Consider the following 17,660-nt stretch of genomic DNA (forward strand, 5'->3'; position numbering starts at 1 on the left):
GTACAGGCTTCTACAGCGTTTTTGGTGCCCCAAAACACCATAACGGGCTGAATTTGCTTAAACCGTTTAAAAATTGCGACCGCGCAAACCAAGTAAATGCTCAGTTGGCACGTTTTTCGCTTTGTATCTGGTGACAGCATCTCTCACGGCTTGTCACCCACGTTAACCGGCGTCACTTTCGCCCTCGACAAAGCGGAATAACCAACATGATCAAGCGTCTTGGCAAATATGCATTTCAGGCAGCGATTATCGCGGCACTGGGCATTTTCGCCCTGGCCCCCATGTCAGCCGCTCATGCCCAGTCCCGCATCAAGGATATCGCCGATTTCGAAGGTGTCCGTGACAATATGCTGGTGGGCTATGGTCTGGTCGTTGGTCTGAACGGTACGGGTGACGACCTTAAAGACTCAGAATTTACCCGTCAAAGCATGGTCGCCATGCTTGAACGGCTGGGCATCAATGTGCGCGACCAGATCACCAACATCAAGTCGGACAATATTGCCGCTGTAATGGTGACAAGCACACTCCCGCCCTTTTCCCGGCAGGGTTCGAAAATTGACGTCAGCATCAGCGCGATTGGCACTTCTGAAAGCCTTCAGGGTGGCACGTTGCTGGTGACGCCGCTGGTCGGTGCGGACGGCGAAGTTTATGCCGTTGCCCAAGGCCCGGTCGCCGTAGGCGGCTTTAGCGCGCAGGGCAACGCCCAGACCGTGGTAAAGGGTGTTCCAACCGCCGCACGGATCGCCAACGGGGCAATCATTGAACGCGAAATCGACTTCAACCTGAATGCCATGAAATCTATGTCGGTTGTGTTACGCAACCCCGACTTCACGACAGCACGGCGCATTTCCAACGCAATTAATGCCTATCTTGGTGAAGTTGCCGCACGCCCCAGCGACCCCGGTACCGTTCGTTTGACAGTACCGGACCGTTATAACAAGAACGTGGTGGCGATGCTGACCGACATTGAACAATTGCGTGTCGAACCCGACCAGATCGCCAAGGTGGTCATTGACGAGTCAACCGGCACCATCGTGATGGGCGAAAATGTTCGCATCAACCGTGTCGCCATTGCCCAGGGCAACCTGACCATCCGGGTCACCGAAACGCCGCAGGTGTCACAGCCCTCGCCGTTTTCCCAGGGCGGCACCACCACCACAGTGCCGCGGACAAATGTGCAGGTTGACGAAGGGGCTGATAAAAAACTGGGAATCCTTGATACCGGTGTCACGCTTCAGGAACTGGTTAGTGGCCTTAACAGCCTGGGGGTTGGCCCCCGCGACATGATCACAATTTTGCAGGCCATCAAGGCATCTGGTGCCCTTCAGGCCGAAATCGAGGTGATGTAATGATGATTGATGGCACCAGCGCCCTGATGGCGCAGGCACAAACCAGCGCCCAGGCCAGCAAGGCATCTTCCATTGCCTCACAGGCAAGCGGCCTTGGCAACGGCAAGCACAAAACCCTTGCCCAGGCCCAGGAAGCGGGCAAACAGTTTGAAAGCATGTTCCTCTCGCAGATGATGAGCCACATGTTTGAAGGGATCGAAACCGATCCGAATTTTGGCGGTGGGCACGGCGAAACAATGTTTCGTTCGATGCTGGTTGACCAGTACGCGCAAAAAATGACCAACGCCGGTGGCGTGGGAATTGCAGATGCTGTTACACGCGAAATCCTCAAGACGCAGGGAGCCTGATATCATGACAACGGACCAGATGGTCATTGAGCTGAAAAGCGTCACTTTTGACCTGATTTCGCTGCTGGAGCGCGAAACCGAAGGTATGCGGACACTTGACACCTCGGAATATGAGCGCTTCGTCTCGGAAAAATCTGCCCTGTCGATGCAATATGAACAGCTGGTGCTGGAATTACGCGTCCGGGCCGAAGACCTGAAAAACCTGCACGAGGACGAAAAAGCCGAACTGCGTGAATTGCAGGCGCGTTTTCAAGATGCTGCCAAACGCAACATGCACGCCCTCAAAGCTGCTGAAATCACCAATCAGCGCATGGTCGACACCATCGTCAAGGCCGTCAAGAACCGCGCGAATGAACAGGTCACAACCTATAACCGTGGCGGCTATGTCAATAGCCCGGTCGGTCGGGGTTACAGCACCAACAAAAATCGCGGCACCCTTTCCATCAGCCTGAACGAAACGTTTTAAGGCACAGGGGAAATACCATGTCACTGACACAGGCCCTTAATTCTGCAATCACCGGTTTGAATACCGCACAGTCGCGTATTTCGATTACATCATCGAACATCGCGAACGTGAACACGCCAGGCTATTCACGCAAAATTGCAGGTCAGGAATCCATAACCCTGAATGGACAGGGTGCCGGTGTACAAATCAGCGATGTGACCCGCAATGTGAATTCGGGCCTGCAAAGTGAATTGCGCGGTGAACTGGGCAAAGCCGGGACGGCCCAGGTTCGTGACGAGTTTTACCAGCGCATCCAGGTTTTGTTTGGCTCGCCGCAGTCGAGCTCTGGCATCAGCCAGCGCATCAGTGATCTGTCCGACGCCTTTGAACAGCTAAACAGCTCCCCGGAACAGAACTCCCCCAAGGTTCAGGTTCTCTCTGCGGCCACCCAGCTTGTCGACTCATTTGGCAAACTGTCCGATCAGATCCAGAGCCTGCGCAGCGACACCGATAATAGCATCGATCAGGAAATCAAAGATGCCAATACGCTGTTAAGCCAGATTGCCAAGCTCAACACCGACATTGTGCGCTTGGGCAATATTGACCAGCCAACCACCGAGTTGCGTGACCAGCGCGATCAGAAAGTCAATTCTCTTTCCAAAATCATCAACACATCGACCTACACCCGTGACGATGGCTCGATGGTGATTTTCACCGCCAACGGATCACGGCCGTTACTCGATCGTAGCCCGGCCACGCTTGACTTCGCCCCGACGGCTGGCTACGAACCGGGGTCAAGCGGGTCCGGCATCTCGCTTGATGGTGTTGATATTACAAACGAAATAAAATCTGGCACCTTGCGTGGCCTGATCGACATGCGCGATCAGGATTTGCCAGAGCTTGGCGATCAGATCAACGAACTGGCAACACAGTTGCGCGATGCGATCAATGCCGAACATAACAAAGGTACGGCTTTTCCGCCGCCCACCAACCTGACCGGCTCGCGCCAGGTCGAAGGCACAGACATTTTAAACGCAACGGGAACATTTCGTGTTGCGGCCCTTGATACCAATGGCGATGTTGTCAGCTATTCCGATATTGACCTGTCGACCTTACCAAGCCCGGCAACCGTTGCCGACCTCGTCACCGCCATTAACAGCTCTGCATCGGGCACCGACCTTCAGGCAAAAATTGCCGATGGCCGCCTGGTGATTGAAGGCAAGGATGGCAACCGTGTGGCGGTAAACGAACTGGATAGCAGCGCCACACTCAGCGATGGTCGCAGCCAGGGCCTGTCACATTATTTTGGCCTCAACGACCTGTTCGCGACAGCGAAAAACTCCCGCACCCTGACATCAACAGCCATGCCCGATGCCTCATCTGCCCTGGGCGTGTCCGGCACACTGACGCTGGCGGCTGGAAGCGGCACATTGTCCACCCCGATCAGCATCACCTACACCAATGGCGACAATCTGACGACCATTCAGGACAAGTTGCGCGGGCAGTTAACCGGTGCTTTGGGCCTAACGGCGGATCAGGCATCAAACATGGTGTATATCGCCACCGATGGCGGCCGTTCACGTCTGGTCATTTCAAGCGATGCCAACATGCTTGCAACCGACACCGGAAACCTGTCGAGCAAAATCGGGCTAACGGAAGACCAGCCCAACATGTCTGGAAATCTGTCTGTTTCGCAAGATATCGTCAACGATCCGTCGCGCCTGTCGCGCGGCACACTGAATGCGGATGTTTATGAATCCGGTGTGGCCACAGGTGCCGGCATCAAGATTGCCGATCCGTCAAAAACCCTTTCCGGGCTGGGGACTCCGGCATCGCCGCCCGCCCCCGCAGGCACCAACTATACGCTAAGCATAAAAGGCAGCTTCGGGACTGTTCCCATTTCATATAACGGCAGCACTGACTCGCTTGACAGCCTTGCCGCACGGATCAACGCCGATTCAACCCTGACCGACAACAACATCACAGCGGACGTGTATTTCGACGGGGCAGCGGGATCTTACAAGATCCGCATTCAGGATTCCGGCGGTGACTCGCTATATGTAACGGATAACTTTGCCTCCATGCCCTCGGTCGGTGGCACAGATAAAAGCCTGGTTGACACATTGGGCCTTGGCATCCCCTATGGTATTCGCGAAGGGGACAATTCGTCCGCGACAAACCTGGCCAACGCCCTTGCGCGTAAAGATATCAGCTTTGATGCTGCGGGCGGACTGTCGCCGGAAAAAACATCTTTGATCGACTATGCCGCCAGCATCATCAGCACATCTTCGACAAAAGCAGCTGCGGCAAAAGATAACAACACGTTTCAAAATACGCTGGCAAATGACCTCGGCAACCGGATTCAAAACGAAGCCGGCGTTAACCTGGATGAAGAAATGTCCGACCTTATCATCTTTCAACGTGCTTATTCAGCCTCGGCCAAGGTCATATCGACGGTTGATGAATTATTTGATAAGTTGCTAAATGCAGTTTAACATGCTGCGTGTAATGGAGAGCTAAAATGGTAGGCCGGGTCGCAACATTTACGAGCCACAGTATCCTAACCAACCAGGCGCTGAGCAATGCCGCAAAATATGCCGACCTGAGCATCCAGTCGTCTGGTGGCCAGAAGTCGCGCGACTATGCCGGTATTGCCTCCGACTCACAGCAATTGCTGAACCTGGAGGGTTCGCTCTCGCGCAACGGTCAGTATCTGAACAACATTACACAGATAAAACTGCGGTTGCAAAACATGGAATCGGCAACCGATTCGATGACGGATGTTGCTGTCCGCATTAAAACCCTTTTACTACAGGGCCTTAGCAACTCCCAAGCAGATGACCTTAATCTGGATGAAGAAGGAAAACAGGCCCTTAATCAGGTCCAGTCTCTTCTCAACACCACATTGGACGGTCGCTATCTGTTTGGCGGGGCAACGACCGATACAGCACCGGTAAATTTCGACACAGCCCCCATACCCGATACCTATTTTGCCTCGGTTGCCGGAAATGCCGCTGCCCCGCTCAGCACATTGGGCGGCACCGTTGGCGGCAGCCTTGACATCAATGGTCAAACCGTAACCTATTTACCGACCGATACGGCCCAGGATCTGGCCGATAAAATCAACCAGTTGTCCCCGCCCCCGGCCATTGCGTCCGTCCGGGCCGACCCGGGAACAAGCAATTACCGACTGGTTATTGAAGACTTTTCCGGAAATGCCATGTCGATTTCGGAAACAGGTGGTGGCAACCTGCTTGACGGCCTGTCGCATAATCCTGCATTGGCAGCCGATACCGGCTATTATAATGGCGATCAGAAAAATCTGACTGCGCGTGTTGACGAAGACTATGCCGTCAATTACGGCGTTCGTGCCGATGATCCCGCCTTTGCCAGCCTGATTGCCGGTTTACGCATCATGAGCACATCCACCGACGAAGACTCGTTACGCATGGCGATGGGCCATATTGATTATGCCATCGAAAATCTTCCCAACGTGACATCGAAAATTGGCATCGACACCAAAAACGTTGAAACGGTTCAGGCTCAACATCAGGACTTTACCGTTTTTGCCAACAATGCCATTTCCAACATCAAAAACGTTGATGTGCCGATAACTCTGGCCGATCTTGAACAATACAATACCGCATTGCAGGCCAGTTTCCTGACAATTTCCAAGTCCGCAGATCTCTCTCTCGTCAATTATCTGCGTTAAGACTTGATATAAGGCATGGCACGCGCGACAGAACTTGACGATGCTGCCATCAGGCATCACATGTTTGGTGTGTTACAGTGGGGAAAGACAACAAAGAATGACAACGCAACCAATTGATGAAACCAGCGTACCCAAATCGATTCTTGTGGAAACGCGATTTGGCGATATCGATTTTGTCTGGGACAAGGCCATTTACATGCCAGTGGGTTTGCTTGGATTCTCGGATCAGCATGTTTTCGGACTGGCCAATATTCCGGGCAAAAATCTTGACCAGTTCAAACTTTTCCAAAGCCTGACGGATGCAGACCTGTCTTTTGTTGTCGCACCGTATAATTCAGATAGCGGTATTTACGACCCTGTCGATATCGAACGTGCAGGCAAAAGTCTCGCCATTCCCGAGGAAGACCTGGCGATTTTGCTTATTGTCACCGTTCGCCCGACCGGGAATGAACAAAGTTTTGCCATGTCTGTTAATTTGCAGGCACCGGTTATCATCAACACAACCCGTCAGATTGGCTGGCAGCATATTATGCCGCATGACAAATATCCTGTTCAACACGATATCTGACAGACGATCCAAGACACGAAGCGGCCCGCATTTCGCTTCGTGAAGCCTGTCCGCCGCTTGACCGGTTAAGAATATTTTAACCGGTCAAGACCGAAGCCCGTTATTATCATTCGGTAATTTGGGATTTCAAAAAACACTAGACTCTATCTTCGCAGTTGGGTATATTTGGTCTATCGAATCGGTAATCCTTGATCAAGAAGATCTCGGTGCCCTCCGGCAAAGTTGCCGGGTTTGATTGGCAAAATCGCCAATTGCAAGTGATCCATGTAGGAGTATATCACTATGGCCTTGAACATTATTTCCAACTATGCCGCCAACGTTGCGCACCGTAACCTTCAGGCTTCAGACGAAGCAGCGACGCGTTCGCTCTCAAAACTGTCGTCTGGTACCCGTGTCGTCTCGGCACGTGATGATGCGGCTTCGATGGCCATTGGCGCGCGTTTGAACGCAGAAAGCCAGTCGCTAAAAACCGCAACGGTTAACGTTGGCCAGGCTAACTCGATGCTGCAGATCGCCGATGGCGGCATGGCCACCATCGATAACGTTCTCGTTCGCATGAAAAGCCTCGCTGTTCAAGCATCTTCGGGCAACTTGTCCGACGTTGAACGTGGCTTCCTGAACGACGAATATGGCAACCTGAGCGACGAAATCGACCGTATCGCAGGTACCACCAAATTCAACGACAAGCAGTTGCTTGGCTCCGGTGGCGGCACCGAAGTTAAAGCGACGGCTATTGGTGCGGACGTTACGACTGCCAGTGGCATTCAGAGCCTCACTTTCTCGTCCAATTCGCCGATTCCCCCTGGCACGGATGTGGCAGGTAACAAAATTATCTTCAGTATGCAAGAGAATGCTGCTGGCAGCAAAATTTTAACATTGTCTGCCTTTGCGAATGACGGTACGACAGCTCTCTTAGATGGTAACAACAATCCTATTACGCAATCGATCGACGTTACCCAATTTGGAGCTACCGGCTCACAAAAGATTGGTGTAGGGCAGACCAAGGAACTGAACTTCGACAAGCTCGGCATCAAGCTGAAGCTGAACGAAAACTTCGTGCACCCGGTAGATGATACAACAGTGGCGCAGATCAACGACTGGAGCAATGATGCTACAGCTAATACTTCTGGTGCCGCAGCTCGTACGATTGAACTTCGTCCGACCTCTACTTCTGCAGCGCTTGCTGACGTTGACTTCCAGATCGGGTCTGGCAACACCGCCAATGACCGGTTTACCGTCTCATTGACCGCTGTTGATACGGGATCGCTTGGAACGGTTTCTGGCACCGACACCCTGCAGTCAAGCAACCTTTCTAACCAGACCTTCGCGCAAGCCGCGATTGAAACGGTTGGTAACTCGATCAACGATCTGCAGACCGCACGCGCAAAGATTGGTGTGTTCCAGAACCGTCTTGACTTTGCCGCACAGAACCTCTCGACCACGCAGGAAAACACTGAAGCCGCCCGTTCGACCCTTATGGACCTGGACGTTGCTTCGGAAATGACGGCGTTTAGTTCGAAACAGGTTCTGGTTCAGTCTGGCGTTGCCATGCTGGCACAGGCCAACCAGATGCCGCAGAACCTGCTGCGTCTGTTGCAGTAATCCGGATATTCGTAAGGGAACGGAGCATATTGCTCCGTTCCTTATACGGATTATCCTATGCCGGTTTCATCGGCACGGGAGGCCCAAATGGAAATCACCCAATCTTTATCGCCGCTTCATGGCACCGCTTCTTCATCGAACGGCACTACTGCGGCTTCTGGTGTTTCTACCCTTGGGCTACCATCCGTAAATTCGGGTTCTTCTTTAGCCCCTGCAACCGTTGCACCGGTATCAAGATATCAGGCATCTGGGGATATTGCTCCGATTGATGCGACAGATCAGTTAAAACAGGCATTTGCCGACCTTGACCTTACAGGTCGCCCCATCGACAATTATCGGGTTGAACTGAATTTCAACCGCGATACCGGGCGTGTTGTTGCCAAGGTAACAGATCGTACAAACGGCGAGGTTCTTCGCGAAATTCCGTCAAAGGAACTTCAGAATCTGTTTTCCCAAATTCGTGATTATCTCGGTACCTTTGTCAACGAAGAAGCCTGATTATTACGCAAAAAGCGTTTCAGGCATGGTATTTGCGTATGAATGTGCGCATAATCATTTTCGGGTAAAATTTGCCCAGCTTTCGTTACCGGGAGACGCATCATGAGCGGCGTCAATTTAAACAATGTCTATGTCGGCGATAACGGACGAATTCAGCTTTCAGGCTTGAGTTCCAATATCGACTTTGTTGATGTTGTCGATAAGATGATGAAGGCGCGCCGTATCCCGGCTGACAATCTTCAAAAACGCATTGAGTCCAATGACGAAAAACTGACTGCCGTCAGCCAGTTGCAGGATCTGGTCAAAACTCTTCAGTCCTCGATTTCGTCTCTTTATGGTGCAACAAGTTTCGATCAGTCCAAAAACACCTTCGCGTCCAAGCAGGTTTTCAGCACATCTGCCGATGGCAATGCCGCAAATATAATGTCCGTCAGCGCAAGTAACAGTGCTGCGACGGGTACTTACAAGTTTGTTGTTGAACAGACCGCGTCAAAGCACAAAGTTGGCGCCGACAACGTCAACATAAACCCCGAAGGAGCCCTGAGCACCGCCACCAATAGCAGCGGAACTGCGATTGGCACCGGCAGCTTTAGCATCGGCACCAGCAAGGGCAGTGCACAGATTGATGTTACCGCGACAGACACGCTTCAGGATATTCGCGATAAGATCAACACCGTCACAGGGACCACAGGCGTTCAGGCATCTGTCGTTAAAGTGGCTGAAGGACAATCAACCATTGTCCTGACATCCACAGAAAACGGGTCGACCAACCGCATGACCTTGTCCGATGACACAGGCAATGTTTTGGAAAACATGGGCATTCTGTCATTAGACAGCGGCACGGGTACGATGGAAATCAATCCTGCCAAGGAAATCGACCCTGGAAATGACGCCAAATTCACCATGGACGGCGTTTCAATTACCCGACCATCTAACGACGTTAATGACCTGGTCGATGGCCTGTCCATCAGCTTGTTTGATGCAGCACCTGGCACAACGATAAATGTATCGGTTGAACAGGATTTGACGGCTGCGAAAAAGGCAATACTTGGATTTGTCGACGCTTACAACGCAGTTAAATCATTTATCAACGAAAAAACCTATGTCGACCCTCAAACGCAAAAAGCGGGTGAAGGGGCTGTATTGCTGGGCAATTCGACGGTTAAATCCGTTGAAACCAGCCTGCAGCAAATTGTCGGTTCCACACCGTCTCGGTCAACAAGCAGCGATAACGATCTGGCTGTTCTGGCACAAATCGGCATTACCTTGACATCGGCTGCGGAAGCCGGTGGTGGTACCGACGACAGCAAATATTCTGCCGGGACACTCAAGATCGACGATACAAAACTGAACGACATGCTGATCAATAATGTCGATGAAGTCGCCGAGCTTTTTAATTTTAAAGCCACAACCGACAATCCCGCCTTCAACATGACCAGCTTCACCGGAAATACCGGTGCTGGAAATTACGAGTTTTCTGTTACCAAGGATGCCGACGGTAAGATAACCGACGCAACCTATACCCTGAATGGCGAAACCAAGAACGCAACAATTAATGGCAGCAGCTTGACTACGGCTGATGGCCTGAAAATATTCTATAATGGTGCTGCTGGTGCAACTGAAACGGCAACAATTGACACCTCTGTCGGTCTTGGTGCCCGATTGCAATTTGCCATGCAGGACATGCTCGATAGCGAACAAGGCAGCTTGCCGCAGGAAATAAATTCTATCAAAACACAAAATACCGGTTTTGAAGACAAAATTGACCGCATCGACAGCCGCATCACCAACCAGCGCGAAGTCATGATGAACAAGTTCATCAACATGGAACAGGCTTTGGCACAGATTAAAAACGTGCAAAGCTCGCTTGACGAGTTGATGGCAGCCGGGAAAAAAAATAACTAGGTAATCTCGGGGGCCGCCGTCGATTTACCACCTTTTGGATATCAAGGAATATAGCATGAATACGAACGCAGCCCGCGCCTATGGCGACCAGCAGGTCAACACAGCATCGCCGGCCCAAATGGTTTACATGCTGTATAATAAAACCATTTCTTTGCTTCAGGAAGCGATCAAGGCGATTGAAGCCAACGATATCCAGGCCCGCTGCAACGCCAATTGCAAGGCAATGGAAATTATTGCTCATTTGTCTGGCACGCTCGACCTGGAGCAAGGCGGCGAAATTGCCAGCAACCTGCGTGAACTGTATCGTTTTTCCACGGTTCACCTGATGAAGGTTGACCGCAATAACGACGCCCAGGCGGCACAAGACGTTATTGGTCTATTGACCCCCATGCGTGATTCCTGGGCAATTCTGGCCCGCAAAAGTGCCGATGAACTGCGTCAGGCTGTTCAAGGTGCCAAGGATGGGAATACCGAACAACAGGACATGTCGCAGAACGCCGCCCCCGAAGGCGATGACAAACCCGCGACCCCGGCGGGATCGGCAAGCCCCGACGCACCGCGCCCGTCAGGCATTTCAATTTCAGCATAACGCGTGCTCTGGTGCCATAACCCGTTTTGGCTGCCCTGCCCCAAATAGCGTGTTATCTGCAGTTCTTTTGCAATACCAGACATAACCGCATCGTATTTTATCCCCCGATCCATGATCGGGGGATTTGTGCATTGTGCCCTTACCCCACCCCCAAAACCGCAAAGCGGCAAAAGATGCCGGGTGGATAGAGCACGTTGTGGGAAGACACGGCTCAACGCAACACCACTACGCAAATAGCGCGTGAACCGCAAGGATCAACGATCATCTCGTTTGGCATATCTTGTGGAGAAACAAGCGATGAAACGTATTTGTTACCTGTCGGGGAAATTTCATCCTGCCGTTGATGTGCCGGAATACCAGTTCTCGATGAGAACAACGCATCGAGAACTGGATAAAGCATGTTTCCTTTAATATGACCCATTGGCGAATTTTAAAACTGGCCCGCAGATTGCATAATCTATCGTAGACTTACAAATAGGGACCGTGTCATGCACAGCTCTGCGATAGCTAAACTCAGTACGCCGACCATATCGGTGCCCGCGCAAAACCAACCTGCCAGTAGCAGCGTGGCCTTTGCCGACATCATGGACAAGGTGCATGCGGAACGGGCGGAAACGGCTACCCGCACCCGAAACAGCCCGGCAAATAGTGCCGCCGACCTGTCGTCGCGCGATACCCGCAGCACGCAGGACGATCGCAAACCCGCCCGCAGCACGTCAAATGATGATCGCGACACAACGCCGCGCGCGGATCGCAAAGACGATGTACCAGCATCTAAAGCCGACGACACATCAAAAGACAAAACCGCGACAAAGAATGATCCCGGCAGCGACGATAAAAATGTCGATAGTCAGGACGTAGCCGACGACAAACCGGTCAAAGAAACCAACCCGGACGACACCGACGCGCCCACCAACACCGCGGGCGCAAAAGATGACGAACAAACCACGGCGGACACGAGCAAACCTGCCACCGAGGACACCGGAACGGCTGCAAAAACGGTGGATGAAACCACCGCAGAAGCCATCGCCGGTGCCACCCAACCTGTCATTGCCAGCCAAACGACCGTTGGTATTCCGACAATTCCGACACCGGCTGGACAGACTGCAACGACAGAAACCGGTGACGGTACCACCAGGGATGCCCTGCTATCGTCAACTGCCCTGTCGCAATCGGCAACAACCAATGGTGCCGTCCAGAATGACGGGAGTGCCGCCAAAACAATGCAGGCAGCCCTGTCGCCAGGCGGCGCTGGCAGTGATGGCGATGCTGCCGCCCCGGATGCCAAGGCAAGTTTTGAAGCCGCCCTGAAGCAACAAGCACCGGGTAATGGCAAGGCAGATGGCGGCAACGGCCAAAACAATACCAATAACGGTGCAAACAACGCCGCCAACACGGGCACCACAGCCAATAGCGCACCCGCGCAAGGCAGCAACACCGCAATGGCAAATCTTGCCGCCCTGCAAAATGCCACCGCGCCCCAGGCGACACCCACGCCCGCACCTGCGACAGCAACCAAAGCCACCGCCGCCATCGGGGCAACAGACGCGGCAAGTGCCAACGGAGCTGTCCCGGGCGTTACCGGGCAGGTTGTTAACGGCACAGCCACCGCAACGGCACAGGCCGCCGCAGGCCAGGCGGGCCGAGGCGCCGCAACCGCCGAAACGGTCCAGCAACAGGTGGCCGTTCAAATTAAAAAAGGGGCGGGCGATGGCGTTGACCGGATTTCAGTGCAACTGCGCCCCGAACATTTGGGGCGGGTCGATGTCAAACTGGAAATTTCCCATGATGGCCGCGTTCAAACCGTGGTTCAGGCTGATAACCGCCAAACCCTGGACATGCTGCGACAGGACGTCAAAGGATTGCAGCAAGCATTACGAGATGCAGGCCTGAATGCAGATTCACAAAGTTTCACCTTTGAGCACCGCCAGGAAGGTGGTCAGGGGCAAAGCCAGAACCAGAATAGCGGCAATGGCGGACGTGCTGGTGCATCTCGCCCCAATGAAGGCGATATTATTAGCGGTGCCGAACTGGCCCAACACGTTGCTGTGGGCTACGGCATTAATTCCAACGGTCTTATTGACATTCGCATTTAGATACCGGAGATAAAAAATGACGGTTTCTTCCTTAACCAACATCGGTCTTCAGACCAATAATGCGAATGCGTCTTCGACCAAATCGACCGCGTCGCTTTCGCAGAACTTCGATACCTTCCTGACGCTGCTGACCACGCAGTTAAAGAATCAGGACCCGACCTCGCCGATGGAAAGTGACAAATTCACCGACCAGCTCAGCCAGTTTGCCCAGGTCGAACAAGGTATCGAAACCAACAAAAATCTTGAAAACCTGCTGACCATGCAAGGGCAGCAGCGCCAATTGTCTGCTCTGTCCTATGTCGGTGCCGAAATCGAGGCGATAGGCGATACCAACTGGCACACGCCCGGCGAAGACCTCAAATTCAAATACAGCATCTCGCCGGAAGTTCCGTCAGCTCAGCTTCAGATCGTCGATCAGGACGGCAAAACGGTTTATGCGGAAACGGTCGAAGATGTTTCGGGTGTCCAGTCCTTTAACTGGGACGGCAAGAATAACGCCGGTGTTGCTGCCGCTGAAGGTGCCTATACCTTTGTTATCAAGCCGCTGGGGAAAGACGGCGAAACCTTCAAAGATGACAAGGGCAAACTGGCATCGGTGTCAATTGGCATCGTCGGCAAAGTCGACAGTGTTGATATTGGCGATGACGATATTTATCTGCGGATTGGCGATGTGTCAGTCCCGTTTGCGACCCTGACCAACGTCAAACTGGCCGCAACCACAACGAATAACGCCAGTGATGGCACCTCCGGAACAGGTAGCACCGGAAACGATGGCGACGATCCGGCAAGCGACACAGCCGCCTGATCGATCGACCACTTTTGAAATGCCTAACAGCCTGTAAGCGCAGGAGAAAAAAATGAGCCTTTTCGGTGCAATGATTTCTGGTGTATCTGGCCTTAACGCCCAGAGCCAGAACCTTGGTGTTATTTCTGACAATATCGCCAACCTTAATACTGTCGGCTATAAAAGCACCGTGGGTCGGTTCTCGACCCTGGTGACGCAAGCCGCAACCAACACCAACTATACGCCCGGTGGTGTACAGTTTCACCCGACAGCCATGATCAGTAAACAGGGCCTGTTGCAAGCAACATCCTCGACAACGGCAGCCGCCATTTCGGGCGATGGTTTCTTCGTTGTACGCGATACATCAAACCCGGGCGACGACAGCGAATTGTTCTTTACCCGGGCCGGAGATTTCAAACCCGACGATGACGGGTATCTGAAAAATACAGCTGGCTATTACGTTCAAGGCTGGGCAACGGATCGCAACGGAAATTTGCTTGACAAAACAGGCGCTGTCACGTCGTCGAACAGCTCTGCGGCCGGAGATCTTCAGATTCTGGATATCAACTCGATCCTGACGGCAGCGGCATCGACCACCAGAATCGAATTTGGTGCAACTTTAAACCTGGAAGAAACCGCACTCACCGGAACCCCGACGACGTCCAGCACGGCCGGTATTGATGCCAGCACAACCGACCTCACCACACTGGCAGGGATAACTGCCGGCGATTCATTTGACATTACGGTTGGCACGGGCGCCCCGCAAACAATAACAATTGCCGCCGGCGAAACCCTGAACAGTCTGGCTGCCAAAATTACGGCCCTGACCGGCGTAACCGCAACAGTTGATACCACCAGCACCAACCACACATTGTCAATTTCTTCTACCGATCCAGAGGAAACCCTGACACTGGCGAATAACAACAATACACCATTGACCGGATTGGGCTTTGGTACACTCACAACAACAGCTGCTTTTACACCAGGGGCTGGTAACATCGCGTCTGGTGCGATTACCGCAAATAATTCCCTGCCTGTAACAGTTTATGACTCCCTGGGGGCCGCACATAAACTGAACCTTCAGGTCGTAAAGCTGGGGCAAAATAAATGGGGTTATGAACTCACGGGATCAACGGCAGCAGGCCAGCTTGACGCAACAACGCATCCGAATGGTCTCGTCGCATCGGGAACAATGACCTTTAATGGCGATGGTGGTCTTAAAACCTTTACAGATGAAAACGGCATTTCACGGGTTGACCAACCCGTGACCGGCATTACCTGGAGCAACGGCGCCGAACCAAGTTCCATCACCCTTGATGCCGGAACAATCGGGAAGACGGACGGGATTAAACAGTTTGCCGCCGGAACCGACGCCAATGGCAACCTGATCGAATATACAACCGACTTCATCAATCAGGATGGGGCGCAGGCCGGTACCATGGTCAATTACGGCTTCACCGAAGATGGATTCTTGCAAATTCAATTTGCCAATGGCGTGAAACGCCCGGTCTACAAGCTGGCGGTTGCGACCTTCGAAGCCCCGGATTCACTGGAAAACCATACTGGCAACGTCTACCGCCAGACCCGTGAATCGGGCGACTATCTGTTGCGCGAACCAGGTACAAATGGCGCAGGCAAAGTGGTGGCATCGGCCCTTGAATCCTCGAACGTCGATCTGGCCGAAGAGTTCACCAATATGATTATCACCCAGCGTGCCTATTCGGCCAACACCAAGACCATTACCACCACGGACGATATGCTGGACGAACTGATCCGGGTGAAACGTTAACAGCGGTTGGCGCGGGTTAATCGCCCGCGCCGCTGCCACGGCAGTTTCTGCCACAGGCTTATTGTTAGGGACTCGCCCGGCTTTTGCCGGGCTTTTTTTTCGACGATCCAATACCCATATGGTGTAGTATCGATCTTTCAACCAAAGATGCCTGTAAACGAACATCGGTGGGCAAAAATTGCCGGTCGTTAACCTGTTCTTCAACTTGCCCCCCTATTCGTGTTAGGGGTGGTGTGGCGGTACGATGCCTCGCCAGTTTGGGAATTGGGGTGACCGAGCGGGATAGGAGCAGCCTGAATGGGCGGCATTTTACAGACTCTCAAGAGCCTGGGGCCGACACGTCTGATGGCGTTGTCGGGCGTTGGCCTGTTGTTGATTGTGTTCTTTGCTTTTTTGATTTTGCGTGTCTCGCAGCCAAATATGGATTTGCTGTATCGCGACCTGTCCCCGGCAGATGCCGGACAGATCGTTGATCGTCTGGAAACACAGCAGATCGAATACCAGTTGCTAAAGGGCGGCACGGAAATTCTGGTCCCGGCAGATCAGGTCAACCGCATGCGCATTTCAATGGCCGAAGCCGGTTTGCCATCGGGCGGATCGGTCGGTTATGAAATTTTCGACAAGCAGGATGGCATTGGCTCGACCAGTTTCGAGCAAAATATCAACCATGTGCGTGCTCTTGAAGGTGAATTGTCGCGTACCATCGCCTCGATCGATACCGTAAAACAGGCGCGCGTCCATCTGGTTTTGCCCAAACGACAAATGTTTTCGCGCGAAACCCAGGAACCCAGTGCGTCTATCGCCCTGCAATTGCAGGGAAAAACGCTTGATGCCGAACAGGTTAGCGCCATTCAGCACCTTGTGGCTGCCGCTGTGCCGCAACTGGTACCCAGCAAGGTTTCCATCATTGACGAACGCGGGCATCTGCTGGCACGCGGTGATGGTGAACAGCAAACGGCAACCTTTCTGACCCAGACGGCCAACGAAATGCGCGTTCGCAACGAAACCCGGTTGCGCAACACCATCGAGGACCTGCTGTCCCGGTCGCTGGGATTTGGCGAAGTGCGGGCCGAAGTTTCGGTCGATATGAATTTCAACAAAGTCACCACCAATAACGAACGGTTTAACCCCGACGAACAGGTGGTACGATCCAGCCAGACAGTTGATCAGACCTCAACCAACACCGAAAATGACGGTACGGACCCGGTAACCCTGCAAAATAACCTGCCCGACCCCAATCTGGGCAACAATGGCGCAGGCAGCAACAGCCAGGAAAACCGCTCGGAAGAAACCGTCAATTACGAAATTTCCAAAACCACCACCACCAGCATCAAGGAAATTGGTGAAATTTCGCGGGTCACCGTTGCTGTTCTGGTCGATGGCACCTACACGACCGACGCAAATGGCGAGAAAGTTTATCAGGAACGCTCGTCTGGCGATCTCGACAAGATTGCGGCTCTGGTGCGCAGTGCCATTGGCTATGACCCCAACCGTGGCGACCAGGTTGAAGTCATCAACATGAAATTTGCTGATACGGCAGACATGTTCAGCGACACACCGGTTGATACCTTCCTGGGGCTTGACAAGTCTGAAGTCTTCCGTATTGCCGAAATGCTGGTGCTGGCAATTGTCGCGATCCTTGTTATCTTGCTGGTGGTTCGCCCGCTTCTGACCCGTGCCTTTGAAACCCTGCCCAGCGCGGCAGATATGGCACAACGGCAATTGCTGGCAGAAGACGGCAACATGATGCAGGATGGCACCCCCGCCCTGGCTGGCCCGGCCCCGGTGCCCGGTGGGCATATGAACGAAGAACATGACGAACTGATCAATATTTCGCAGGTCGAGGGCCGGGTGAAAGCCTCCTCGGTCAAGAAGATTGGTGAAATTGTTGACAAGCACCCGGAAGAGGCCCTGGCGATCATTCGCAACTGGCTTTATCAGGAAAACTGAAGGCCGGGTCAGAGCGCACCGTTTGT

General features: G+C 53.0%; 14 protein-coding genes. All 14 read left to right on the forward strand.

The window, feature by feature from the left end; translation table 11 throughout:
• The first annotated feature begins 206 nt into the window (after positions 1–206).
• On the forward strand, positions 207–1,349 hold the full coding sequence (locus AAC086_RS15940; protein ID WP_339780111.1) for a flagellar basal body P-ring protein FlgI: 1,143 nt from the start codon (positions 207–209) through the stop codon (positions 1,347–1,349).
• Positions 1,349–1,696: a rod-binding protein gene (locus tag AAC086_RS15945; protein WP_339780113.1), complete on the forward strand. Its 348-nt coding sequence runs from the start codon at positions 1,349–1,351 to the stop codon at positions 1,694–1,696. Before AAC086_RS15940 ends, AAC086_RS15945 begins: the two co-directional genes overlap by 1 nt.
• 4 nt (positions 1,697–1,700) lie before the next feature.
• Positions 1,701–2,162, forward strand: a complete 462-nt coding sequence (locus AAC086_RS15950; RefSeq protein WP_339780115.1) for a hypothetical protein — start codon at positions 1,701–1,703, stop codon at positions 2,160–2,162.
• Positions 2,163–2,179: 17 nt separating this feature from the next.
• Positions 2,180–4,636 (forward strand): flagellar hook-associated protein FlgK, encoded by a 2,457-nt coding sequence (gene flgK / locus AAC086_RS15955; RefSeq protein WP_339780117.1) that lies wholly within the window; start codon positions 2,180–2,182, stop codon positions 4,634–4,636.
• Between the two features lie 26 nt (positions 4,637–4,662).
• Positions 4,663–5,853, forward strand: coding sequence for a flagellar hook-associated protein FlgL (flgL, locus tag AAC086_RS15960; RefSeq protein WP_339780119.1), 1,191 nt, complete (start codon positions 4,663–4,665; stop codon positions 5,851–5,853).
• A 97-nt stretch (positions 5,854–5,950) separates the two neighbouring features.
• Positions 5,951–6,421, forward strand: a complete 471-nt coding sequence (locus AAC086_RS15965; protein WP_339780122.1) for a flagellar assembly protein FliW — start codon at positions 5,951–5,953, stop codon at positions 6,419–6,421.
• A gap of 282 nt (positions 6,422–6,703) precedes the next feature.
• Entirely contained in the window at positions 6,704–8,023 is a 1,320-nt protein-coding gene (locus tag AAC086_RS15970) for a flagellin (protein ID WP_339780124.1), read from the forward strand.
• Between the two features lie 87 nt (positions 8,024–8,110).
• The gene (locus AAC086_RS15975; protein WP_339780126.1) at positions 8,111–8,521 is read left to right on the forward strand and encodes a flagellar protein FlaG; all 411 of its coding nucleotides are present in this window, start codon (positions 8,111–8,113) and stop codon (positions 8,519–8,521) included.
• A gap of 102 nt (positions 8,522–8,623) precedes the next feature.
• A complete protein-coding gene (gene fliD, locus AAC086_RS15980; protein WP_339780127.1) occupies positions 8,624–10,426 on the forward strand; it encodes a flagellar filament capping protein FliD in 1,803 nt (600 codons plus the stop codon).
• 55 nt (positions 10,427–10,481) lie between these two features.
• Complete coding sequence (fliS, locus tag AAC086_RS15985; RefSeq protein WP_339780128.1) at positions 10,482–11,015, forward strand: flagellar export chaperone FliS; 534 nt, start codon at positions 10,482–10,484, stop codon at positions 11,013–11,015.
• 488 nt (positions 11,016–11,503) lie between these two features.
• Complete coding sequence (locus tag AAC086_RS15990) at positions 11,504–13,111, forward strand: flagellar hook-length control protein FliK (RefSeq protein WP_339780129.1); 1,608 nt, start codon at positions 11,504–11,506, stop codon at positions 13,109–13,111.
• Between the two features lie 16 nt (positions 13,112–13,127).
• Positions 13,128–13,916, forward strand: coding sequence for a flagellar hook capping FlgD N-terminal domain-containing protein (locus AAC086_RS15995; RefSeq protein ID WP_339780130.1), 789 nt, complete (start codon positions 13,128–13,130; stop codon positions 13,914–13,916).
• 52 nt (positions 13,917–13,968) lie between these two features.
• Positions 13,969–15,684 carry a flagellar hook-basal body complex protein gene (locus AAC086_RS16000; RefSeq protein ID WP_339780131.1) on the forward strand — a complete coding sequence of 572 codons (1,716 nt, stop codon included), beginning with the start codon at positions 13,969–13,971 and terminating at the stop codon, positions 15,682–15,684.
• 297 nt (positions 15,685–15,981) lie between these two features.
• Entirely contained in the window at positions 15,982–17,634 is a 1,653-nt protein-coding gene (gene fliF, locus AAC086_RS16005; protein ID WP_339780133.1) for a flagellar basal-body MS-ring/collar protein FliF, read from the forward strand.
• The last annotated feature ends 26 nt before the right edge of the window (positions 17,635–17,660 follow it).

It is taken from the genome of uncultured Thalassospira sp., from assembly GCF_963976115.1.
Taxonomy (GTDB): domain Bacteria; phylum Pseudomonadota; class Alphaproteobacteria; order Rhodospirillales; family Thalassospiraceae; genus Thalassospira.

Excerpts from the sequence above, each read along its gene's own strand:
- AAC086_RS15940 (WP_339780111.1), top strand. The coding sequence starts at position 207 with ATGATCAAGCGTCTTGGCAAATATGCATTTCAGGCAGCGATTATCGCG.
- AAC086_RS15945 (WP_339780113.1), top strand. The coding sequence starts at position 1,349 with ATGATGATTGATGGCACCAGCGCCCTGATGGCGCAGGCACAAACCAGC.
- AAC086_RS15950 (WP_339780115.1), top strand. The coding sequence starts at position 1,701 with ATGACAACGGACCAGATGGTCATTGAGCTGAAAAGCGTCACTTTTGAC.
- flgK (WP_339780117.1), top strand. The coding sequence starts at position 2,180 with ATGTCACTGACACAGGCCCTTAATTCTGCAATCACCGGTTTGAATACC.
- flgL (WP_339780119.1), top strand. The coding sequence starts at position 4,663 with ATGGTAGGCCGGGTCGCAACATTTACGAGCCACAGTATCCTAACCAAC.
- AAC086_RS15965 (WP_339780122.1), top strand. The coding sequence starts at position 5,951 with ATGACAACGCAACCAATTGATGAAACCAGCGTACCCAAATCGATTCTT.
- AAC086_RS15970 (WP_339780124.1), top strand. The coding sequence starts at position 6,704 with ATGGCCTTGAACATTATTTCCAACTATGCCGCCAACGTTGCGCACCGT.
- AAC086_RS15975 (WP_339780126.1), top strand. The coding sequence starts at position 8,111 with ATGGAAATCACCCAATCTTTATCGCCGCTTCATGGCACCGCTTCTTCA.
- fliD (WP_339780127.1), top strand. The coding sequence starts at position 8,624 with ATGAGCGGCGTCAATTTAAACAATGTCTATGTCGGCGATAACGGACGA.
- fliS (WP_339780128.1), top strand. The coding sequence starts at position 10,482 with ATGAATACGAACGCAGCCCGCGCCTATGGCGACCAGCAGGTCAACACA.
- AAC086_RS15990 (WP_339780129.1), top strand. The coding sequence starts at position 11,504 with ATGCACAGCTCTGCGATAGCTAAACTCAGTACGCCGACCATATCGGTG.
- AAC086_RS15995 (WP_339780130.1), top strand. The coding sequence starts at position 13,128 with ATGACGGTTTCTTCCTTAACCAACATCGGTCTTCAGACCAATAATGCG.
- AAC086_RS16000 (WP_339780131.1), top strand. The coding sequence starts at position 13,969 with ATGAGCCTTTTCGGTGCAATGATTTCTGGTGTATCTGGCCTTAACGCC.
- fliF (WP_339780133.1), top strand. The coding sequence starts at position 15,982 with ATGGGCGGCATTTTACAGACTCTCAAGAGCCTGGGGCCGACACGTCTG.